Source organism: Longimicrobiales bacterium (assembly GCA_035764935.1).
In the GTDB taxonomy this organism is placed as follows: Bacteria; Gemmatimonadota; Gemmatimonadetes; order Longimicrobiales; family RSA9; genus DASTYK01.
In genome coordinates, this window is the sequence record DASTYK010000048.1 from 1 (window position 1) to 9384 (window position 9384).

6 protein-coding genes are annotated in these 9384 nt (G+C 69.8%); all 6 read right to left on the reverse strand.

Annotated elements, in window-relative coordinates; translation table 11 throughout:
- Positions 1-174: 174 nt before the first annotated feature.
- Positions 175-738, reverse strand: a complete 564-nt coding sequence (gene efp / locus VFU06_03595; protein HEU5208473.1) for an elongation factor P — start codon at positions 736-738, stop codon at positions 175-177.
- A gap of 160 nt (positions 739-898) precedes the next feature.
- Positions 899-1795, reverse strand: a complete 897-nt coding sequence (locus tag VFU06_03600) for an alpha/beta fold hydrolase (protein HEU5208474.1) — start codon at positions 1793-1795, stop codon at positions 899-901.
- Between the two features lie 38 nt (positions 1796-1833).
- On the reverse strand, positions 1834-2778 hold the full coding sequence (locus tag VFU06_03605) for a diacylglycerol kinase family protein (GenBank protein HEU5208475.1): 945 nt from the start codon (positions 2776-2778) through the stop codon (positions 1834-1836).
- 6 nt (positions 2779-2784) lie between these two features.
- A complete protein-coding gene (locus VFU06_03610; protein HEU5208476.1) occupies positions 2785-3654 on the reverse strand; it encodes a zinc metalloprotease HtpX in 870 nt (289 codons plus the stop codon).
- A gap of 151 nt (positions 3655-3805) precedes the next feature.
- On the reverse strand, positions 3806-8248 hold the full coding sequence (locus VFU06_03615) for a translocation/assembly module TamB domain-containing protein (GenBank protein HEU5208477.1): 4443 nt from the start codon (positions 8246-8248) through the stop codon (positions 3806-3808).
- A gap of 27 nt (positions 8249-8275) precedes the next feature.
- The coding region (locus VFU06_03620; protein HEU5208478.1) for a BamA/TamA family outer membrane protein at positions 8276-9384 on the reverse strand (1109 nt) is incomplete at its 5' end.

A 9384-nucleotide genomic window follows, 5' to 3' on the forward strand; every position in this document is an offset into this window, starting at 1 on the left:
GGGACCTGGAGACGGGATATTGTATGCGATGCAGGGCGGGGTGAGCAACGGTGGGGCGGCCTGGGCCGGCGGGGCCGTGAGGGCCGGCGGGGCGAACAGCGGGGGTTACCCGCGAATCCGCCGCTCGCCCCGACGCCCCGCCGGCCGTTACGGTCCCGACGGCCCCGCCGTCCCCTACTTCGCCCGCTCGATGTACTTGCCCTCGCGCGGATCGACGCGCAGCAGGTCGCCCTGGTTGATGAAGGAGGGGACCTGTACGGTGGCGCCGTTGGAAAGGCGCGCGGGCTTGGTCATGGCGGTCTTGGTGGCGCCGGTCATCGCGGGCTCGGTCTCGACGACCTCGAGCTCCAGCGAGGACGGCAGTTCGACGCCGATCGGCTTGCCCTCATGGAACTCCGCCTGGATGACCATGTTCTCGGTCAGCCACTGTGCCGCGTCGCCGAGGGCCTCCTCGTCGAGCGCGAGCATCTCGAAGTTCTCGTTGTTCATGAAGTGATAGTGCGTGCCGTCGTTGTAGAGGTACTGGAGATCGTGCGTCTCCATCTGTGCCTTTTCGACGGTGTCGGCCGCGCGGAAGCGGTGCTCGAACATGTTGCCGCTGCGCAGGTTCCGCATCTTCACCTGCATGAACGCGCGCAGGTTGCCGGGGGTGTGGTGGTGATAATCGACGACACGGCACGGATCACCGTTGAAGACGATCACATTTCCTTTACGAATCTGCGTGGCGGGCATCGCCATGGGCTATCTCTCCAGGTCCGGACGGCGGTTCGGCGTCAGCCACGTAGTTTCGGCAACAGCGCGGGATTGGACAACCCCTGGCCGGTGCCCTGCCCAGGCGAAGGTGGCTGGCCTGCAGGCGGAGCGGGCGGGCACGTCGGGCGTCCGGCGGCGGATGGTCCTACCGGTTCCGCTCGTCGATCCACTGGCGGATCAGCGGCCAGACCTCGGCGCGCGCAGTGCGCCCGACCAGCATGTCGACGTGGCCGAAGTCGTGGGAGAAGCCGGCTTCGCGGGCGAGCAGCAGCCACTGCCTGTCGCGGGATGCGACCGAATCGAGGAGCGCGCGGCAGGAGGGTGGTGGTGCCCAGCGATCGGCGGCGGCGGCAATGACGAGGAGCGGGACGTCGAGGGCCGCGATGGCGGCGTCGTAGTCGGTGCCGTCGTCGCCCTGCCAGCTCCCGGCGAGGTTCCAGTTCATCCACTGGATCATCACGCCTGCGAGCTCGTCCTCGGGTCCCAGCCGGAGCCTGCGTGCCGGGAACCTGCCCAGCAGCTGCGACGTGGTGCGCAGGGTCAGTGCGGCGATGCGGCTGAACGGCTGGAGCCATGGGAACGGCGTGCCGAGGATGACCATGCCGCGGATGCGTGCGCGCAGCGTCGCGTCGGTCGCGACTGCGACGAGTGCGGCGGCGCCACCGGCCGAGTGGCCGATGAGGAAGCCGCTACGCTCGCGGAACGCGGTTTCAAGTGTGGCGGGCACGTCGTGGCGGGCCCAGTGGTCGAAGCGCCAGTGATCCTCGGGCCCCGGCCGGGCGCTCATGCCGTGCCCGCGTGGATCCAGCACCCACGCATCGTAGCCGTGCCGCGCCAGCTCCCGGGCGAAGCCGGTGCCGCGCGTGCCGAGCCAGAAGGTATGGTTGGAGAACGTGCCGGGGACCATGACGACCGGCACAGCGTCGGTGGGGCCGGTACGGTGCAGCGCGAGCCGGACGCCGTCGGCGGCGTCGATCGTGACGTGTGCGACGTCGTCGGCCGCGCTGTCGTCGTCTTCCGGAGGCTTTCGGGTGGTGTGCATCGGTCCCCGGTCAGGAGGAACGCCGCCCGGCGCTGCGCTCAGGACGTCTGCGGCACGAAGATGCGCAGCGCGCTGCGCGCGACGGAGGCCGTTACGGGAGTGGTGCCGCTCGGGTCACCATCGACCTGGACGGGCACGGCCTCGTCGCTGTCGATCGTGATCTCCTCGGCCTGGAAGTGGAGCAGGCTGGGATCGACGCCGAAGCGCTTGTGTGCCGCGTTCCAGAGCACCGCGGCGAACTCCGGCAGCTTGCGCGGTGCGACGACGACGACGTCGAGCAGGCCGTCGTTCCAGGAGCTGGTCGGCCGGGGTGCGAGCGGGAAGCGGATCGGGAGGAAGCCGGTGAACAGCTCGCCGACATTGGCGACGAGCACCGTGACGGCATCGACCTCGAGCAGCTGACCGTCGCGCGTGATGCGGAACCGGACGGGTGCGGCGTTCAGTGCTTCCTTGACGGCAGCGTAGATGTAGGCGCCGAAGCCCCAGCGCTCCTTCAGCTCCCGTGTAGCGGTCGCCATGACGGCGGCATCGAGGCCCGCGCCCGCGACGAGTGCGAAACTCCGTCCGCCGATGCGCCCGATGTCGAGCGCGCGGGGCGTTCCGTTGACGGCGACCTCGATGGCTTCTTCGACGTCGAGCGGGATCCCGAGATTGAGAGCGACCTGGTTGGCAGTGCCGCGCGGCACCACCGCCAGCGGTGTCCTGGTCCCGGCGAGACCGGTGACGGCCTCGGCCAGGGTGCCATCACCGCCGACGACGCAAACGGCGCGGTAGCCCATGTCCGCGGCGTGCCGTGCGAGCTCGGCCGCGTGTCCAGGGTGCTCCGTCTGGCGGAGGTCGAAGTCCGCGCCGCGCGCCGCGAATGCGCCGCCGATCTCGCGGACCAGCCGGTTCAGGTCGTCCTGCCCGGCAGCCGGGTTCAGAAGTACGAAGGTGCGACCGGCGTATGGGCCGGTCGCACCCTCGATGATGTGTTGCGTCACGACGACTCAGGCGACGCGTGTCGACTCGGGCGCCGGCGCGAGGGCCGCGAGCCGCTGCACGCGCTCCTCCGTCGGCGGATGGGTGCTGAACAGCTTCATGACGCCGCCCCCGCGCAGCGCGGACAGCGGGTTCACGATCGCGAGCTGGGCGGCCGCGGGGTTCACTTCCATCGGAATGCGATGCGCATACGCGTCCAGCTTGCGCAGCGCGTTCGCGAGCCCGTCCGGCCGGCCGGCGATCTCGGCGCCGGTGCGATCCGCCTGGAACTCGTTTGCACGGCTGATCGCGAGCTGGATGATCATCGCCGCGATCGGCGCGACGATCGCCATCGCGAGCAGCCCGATCGGGCTGTCCTCGTCGTCGCCACGGAAGCCGCCGAAGATGGCACCCCACTTCACGATGTTGCCGATCATCGCGATCGCGCCCGCCATGGTCGCGGCCACGGTGCCGACCAGCATGTGCCGGTGCTTGATGTGTGCGAGCTCGTGCGCGATCACGCCCTCCAGCTCTTCGCGCGACACCAGCTGCATGATGCCGGTGGTCACGCAGACCACCGCGTGCTTGTGGTTGCGCCCGGTCGCGAATGCGTTCGGCTGCTGGGACGGCGCGACCGCCACGGTCGGCATGGGCAGGCCGGCACGCTGACGCAGCCGGTCGACCATGCGGTACAGCTCCGGCGCATCATCCGGCCCCACCGTCTTCGCGCGGTACATCCGCAGCACGACTTTGTCGCTCCACCAGTACATGGCGAAGTTCATGACCGCCGCCAGCACGAAAAAGACGAGCGCGCCGCTCGAACCGCCGATCCAGCCACCGATCACGACGAGCAGCGCCGTCAGGCCGGCCATCAGCAGGAACACCTTCATTGTCTGCATCGTGGCTCCTCCGAGTCACAGTTTGGCTGACAGAATCTACCCGCGGCGGTCACACCCGGTCCAGACGCACCGGGCCGGACGGGACGGATTCAGGCGTGCAGCGCCATGTGCCGTGCGCGTGGAATTGTTCAGCGATGGCGGCCGCCGCCGGTCAGTAGCTCCACTCCCGGAACAACGAAAAGCCGTACACCTTCCGGAAATCACCGGCCCGGAGGCCGCCGAAGCCCGGTGTCCGTGCGAACCGGTCCTCACCGAAGACTTCGGCGGTGAACGTCGGGTTGAGCATCCATTCCACCCGGAAGCCCGGCTGGAACTCGCCGCCGAGCTGCTGCGTCGCGGCGACGTAGAGTGGCCCCCAGTAGCGGCCCACCTCGAGGTTGGTGCCGGCGATAGGATTGAGCCGGTCCTGGCGCGGCAGCGCCAGGTTGTCGGCGGCGGCCGTGAGCCCCACGTAGTCGACCAGCCCATAGCGCTGCGCCAGGTTCTGGAGCAGGCTCGCGGCAGAGCCGAGCACGGTAGGCGCCAGCGTGCCGACGCCCAGGTTCGTCAGGCCGCCGCCGCTGCCGTCGCCCGCGATGTCGAGAGCGTACGTGGGCACGCCAAAGAACAGGTAGCTGGCGAGGTCGGATTCGCTGATGGGCGGCTGCTCGTCGCTGGTGAGGCGGACGCGCGGCGCCTGCAGCGACCCGCTGAGCTGCGCCAGGATGTCGATCGGCTCGCCCTGCCCCACCCCGCTGCGCGCCCGGTACACGGCCGTGATCGCGAGCGTCGGATCGAGCCCCGGCGTGCCGGGAAACTCGACGGTGCCTTCCCGCACGTCGAAGCGCCGTGTCTGGAAGGGCGGGTACGTCAGGTCGTAGGTGCCGCGCTGCGCCTCGAGCAGGCCCGTGATGATCAGGTCCTCCTGGCGCCGGTCGAAGGCGACCGTGAGGTCGCCCGTGACCTCGACGTTCATCTCGCTGCTGCGGATCCAGGAGCCGGGCCCGACCGTCACGCGCGTGTCGCGCACGGCCAGGTTGCGCAGGAACGGATTCTGTGACGCGGGCAGTACCCGGCGCACGGAGACGAGCGTGGTGTCGACGACGTCGAAGAGCAGCGGGCTGTCGAGCCCGACGACCATGTACTGGCGGTAGATCTCGTCGACATAGAGCGCGCCGCCGTTCACGGTCACCGTCGCGGACACGACGGGCTCGCGGTACGTCCCGCGCAGCCAGGTGTTGCCGGAGGCGTTGAGGACGACGTCGCGCCGGTTGGCCGCGAGCAGGTTGCTGGCGAGCAGGCGCAGATCGAGCTCGGGGTTGGCCGGCTCGGCGAAGTCGATGCGCCCGGTCACCCGGGCGGAGCCGCCGTCCGTGCGCGCGAGGCCGCTGCGCGAGCGCGGCTCCTCGGCGCGCGCGCTCGCTTCCACGAAGAAGACGCGGTCCTGCATGACGTCGAAGGTCGCCGCGACGTTGCGGTAGCGCACGCCGACCGGCGCCCACGTGGCGGCTCCGCCCTCGACCCTGAACCCGCCGCCGAGCTCCGTGCTGCCGGTACCGCCGCTCGCGGTCAGCTCACCGTTCACGTAGCCCTGCACGTCCTCGAAGCCGCCGACCAGCCCGAGCGCGATGGCCAGCGGAAAACTGTCGGCGCGCAGCACGAAGTCGACCGGTACGTCGAGCGTGCGTCCCGCGACTGGCATGAGCCGGAGGTCGAGCGGCAGCCGTCCCGATGCGGTCAGCGCAGGCCGGTTCGCGTGGAGTGCGTCGATGTCGATCTCGAGCAGCGTATCGCGGTAGGTCACGACGCCGTCGACGCGCGCGAGTCGCGCGTTGCGGTACTGCAGGGTGTCGATCGCGAAGCCACCGCGCAGGTACGGCGTCGTCGTCGTACCGGTCAGTCGCAGGTTGCCCTGCAGCGTGCCGTTCTCGACGCTGCCCAGCGCCGCGAGCTCGAGGGCGCCGCTGACGGGCACACCGACGGCACCGATCGTAAAGTCGAGCGGCAATGCCACGCCCTCGCGTGTACCCCAGGCGAGAACGCCGCCGCCATCGACGTAGCCTGCTCCGTCAACGCGCTCGATGCGGAACGGATCGATCGTGAGCGTGCCGTCGGCGAGTGTCGCGCGTCCCTGCTGCGCGAGCCGCCAGGTGTCCGCGCGCACGCCGAGCACGAGCGTGTCGACGTCCAGCATCGTCGCGCTGTCGCTGCGCTGCAGCAGCGCGCGCAGCGCGAGGGCATCCCGCGGACCGCTTCCGTGCGCGGCGATGTTCAGCGCCGAACCCGTGCCGATGAACGTGGCTCGCAACGAATCGAGACGGGCATCGAGCAGGTACAGCGAGTCGGCGCGCATCGCGACGTCCCACCGTGCGCTGTCGGTGCCCAGCCGGGTCGCGGCCAGCTCGAGCTCGCCACTGCCGATCCGCTCCCGCAGATACTGCAGGTCGAGCACATTGCCGGACACACCGAGGTCGAAGGCACTCACGCCGCCGGTGAGCGTCGCGTTGGCAGCGAGCGAGCCGGCAACGCGGGGCGCAGCGCCGGGCTGCGGCAGGTCGTCGAACAGCTGGTCCTCGAGGGAGGCGAGGGAGCTTCCGTGCGCCGCCACCTCGATGGTGCCGCTCCGTCCCTCGACCAGTCCAAAGCTGCCCCGGGCATCGAGGCGCAGCGCCTCCGTCGCGGCGCGCGCCGAGTCCAGCAGCAGCAGGCCATCCTCGACGCGCGCATGCGCGCGGGCGAGCGGCGCAAGCATGTCACCGGCCAGCACGATCCCGGCGATGTCGGCGGAATCGACACGCAGCGCGAAATCACCCTCGAGGGCCGACAACGACGCACCGGCGAAATCGAAGTCGATGCGGCCGGAGAGCGTGGCCGGCGGTGCGGACGAGTGCAGCGAATCCAGCGTGAGCGCACTCGTGAGCGCGTAGCCCGTGTAGCGCTGGACGCCGTCGCTGCGCTGCAGCGCGGCGTCCAGCAGCAGCGGGCCGCCGCTGGTAAGCAGGTCGGCAGTGAGTGTCAGGTCACGCAGCGTACCGCGCGCGTGGATCTCGCCCTCGGCATTCCCGTGCAGGCCTGCCAGCGCCGGGTAGTAGGCGGCCAGCTCGTCGAGGGAGGCGGGCAGCGCGTTCAGCGTCAGGTCGAACGCACCAGCCCGTCCGAAGGTGCCGGACCCCGTAAAACGCGAAACCGGCTGCTCGGGCAGCCGGTGCGTGAGATCCGCCGTGAACTCGGTCGTGCCTCCACCGGTGCCGCGCGCTTCGACGCGGCCGTCGACTCTTCCCCGCAACCCGGTCCCCGGCCGCATCCGTTCCAGGATCGCGAGATCGAAATCTCGCACCTCCGCCCGGACGTTGCGCGCGGCAAAGCTGCGCGTGGCGTCGAACGTACCACGAACCCGTGCACTGCTTCCCGCGCCGGGCCCGCTCTGCAGGCGGACGTCGCCGTCGATCTCGAGTGCGGACAGCGGACCGGTCACTTCGACGGTCCCCACCAGCAGCCCGTCGACCGGCAGCTCGCCCGGCAGCAGGTTCTCGATGAACTCGACGTTCAGCGGAGACGCGCGCAGGTCGACCTGCGTGAAGTACAGCGTATCGCCGAACACCACGCCGAAGGTGCCGGCGAGGTTGGTGCCGGGCGCGAAGAGTCGCGCATCCTCCGCAAGCAGCAGCGTGCCCTTGGGCTGCTGCGACTGGATGCGGATGCGGCCCTCGCCGCCACCCTCCTGCGGGAACTCGGCATAGACCCATTGCAGGTCACGGAAGCGCATCTCGTCGGCATCGACACGGATGTCCATGTCGAGCCGATCGCCCCCGGTGATGACGCGACCGATCATCGAGCCGCGTGACTCGGGGAGCTCGAAGGCAGGGACCTCGAAGGAGATGATGCTGTCGCGCATGACGAGTCGACCGCGCATCGACTCGAGCTGCAGCGGCTCGCGCCACACCACGCCGTTCATCGACAGGTCTTCGATCTCGATGAGGCGCCCCGGCTCCACGGGTGTTTCCCAGACCACGCGGTCGAGTCGCGCCTCGATGTCCCGGAACGTCATCACGCGGGCGAGGCCGCGCTCCATCTGCTCCCATGTGACGCTGAGCGTATCGCCGGGCTGCTCCACGTCGAGGGGCATGCGAACGGTGGCCAGGCCGTCGACGATGCGGGCGTCCTGGAAGAGCACCAGCGTGCGACCGGGTTCCTCCTGGCCGGGCGCGGTGTCCGGGAAGACGTACTCGAAGTTCCAGGCGGTGTCGCCCGGCAGCTTCTCGATGTAGACCTCGGGCCCGTAGAGCACGACGTCCTCGAGCACGATCTCGCCGCCGACCAGCGTCCGCCAGTTGTAGGCGACGGCGGCGGAATCGACCCTGACGAAGGGGCGGCCGAACGGATCGATGATCGCGACGTCGTGCAGCGTCGCGCCGCGCAGCAGCCCACCGCCGGTGACGCGGCCCACCCGGACCTCGCCCTCGATGCGCTGCTCCAGCCAACCGAGGCCGAAGAGGCGGAACCGCTCCATGCCCCACTCCGTGCGCGTCACCAGCGTCACGACCGCAAGCACGAGAACGGTACCGGCGAGAATGCCGATACCGACCCATCCTGCGAGGCGCGCACCGCGTTTCACTTCACGTCCACCCTTCGTGCAACGTCGTCAGAAAGCCTGCCCGATCGAGAAGTGCAGCTGCAGCCGATCGAGGAACGAATCGTACGGGTTCCAGCGGATCGCCGGAAGGCGCACCAGCCGTCCGCTGTTCTCGAGCTGGTCCGGCGGATAGCTGACGCCGGGCTCGATCGGCTGGCAGCCATCCTCGAGACACACCTCCGTGGTGAACACGTCCAGGGTCTCGGCACCGCCGCCATAATAGCCGAGATCGACGCGAATGGGTCCGATCGGGCTGAAGTAGCGGAAGCCGATGCCGGGCGTCACGACCAGCCCGCTGGATCGAACGTCGCTGCCGCTCGACCAGATCTCGCCCGCATCGACGAACGCGGCGCCGCGGACGTTGTCGCCCCAGACGGGGAACCGCAGCTCGATGTTGGCCTCGACCAGCGAGGAGCCACCCGTCGGCCGTACCTCGAACACATCGTCGCCGCGCAGCTCGGCCAGCACGGTTGCATCGCAGGTGCCCGCGTTTATGGACTGTGCGCTGCACCCCTCCCAGACCAGGTCTCCCGCGGAATCCCGGTTGGCCAGTTGCTGCGCGGCATTGACGGTCAGCAGCCGTGGCCCCAGGCGATACTGCGCAACACCCCGCACCGTGTTCGCGCCACCCGAGTAGAAGCGCTTCTGCGGGTGCAGCCCGAGGCCGGCGCCGAGCTCCTCGATCACGCGGGTCGTTCCGCCGGCCAGGCGGCCGGCAAGGATTACGCCGGGCGTCAGCGTCCGGTAAAGGGAGGCTTCGCCGTAGACCCGCGAGTAGGCGAACTCCGAGCCGGTGAAGGACGTGGCAAGCTCGGCCTCCGCGCGCAGCCGGAACCCGCGGGTGGGGGCGAGCAGGCTGTTGGTGCGGTCGCGGACGAACATCAGCGAGAGCGGCGCCAGCCAGTGGCGGCTGCGCAGCACGTCGATGTCGCTCTGCTCGCAGGCGACGAAATTGACGCAGAAGATGATGTCGTCCTCGGACTCCAGGCTCGTCAGCTCCGGCCGGTACCCGAGCGTGAGCGACGCGTCGCGACTGACGAGCCGGCTCACCGAGAGGTAGCCGCCGCCGCCGGTACGCACGAAGACGTCGGGCACGATGACGCGCTCGGCGAAAAGGC

Bases quoted from the DNA above. Each gene is read 5' to 3' on its own strand.
- VFU06_03610 (HEU5208476.1), bottom strand. From the start codon at position 3,654: ATGCAGACAATGAAGGTGTTCCTGCTGATGGCCGGCCTGACGGCGCTG.
- VFU06_03600 (HEU5208474.1), bottom strand. From the start codon at position 1,795: ATGCACACCACCCGAAAGCCTCCGGAAGACGACGACAGCGCGGCCGAC.
- efp (HEU5208473.1), bottom strand. From the start codon at position 738: ATGGCGATGCCCGCCACGCAGATTCGTAAAGGAAATGTGATCGTCTTC.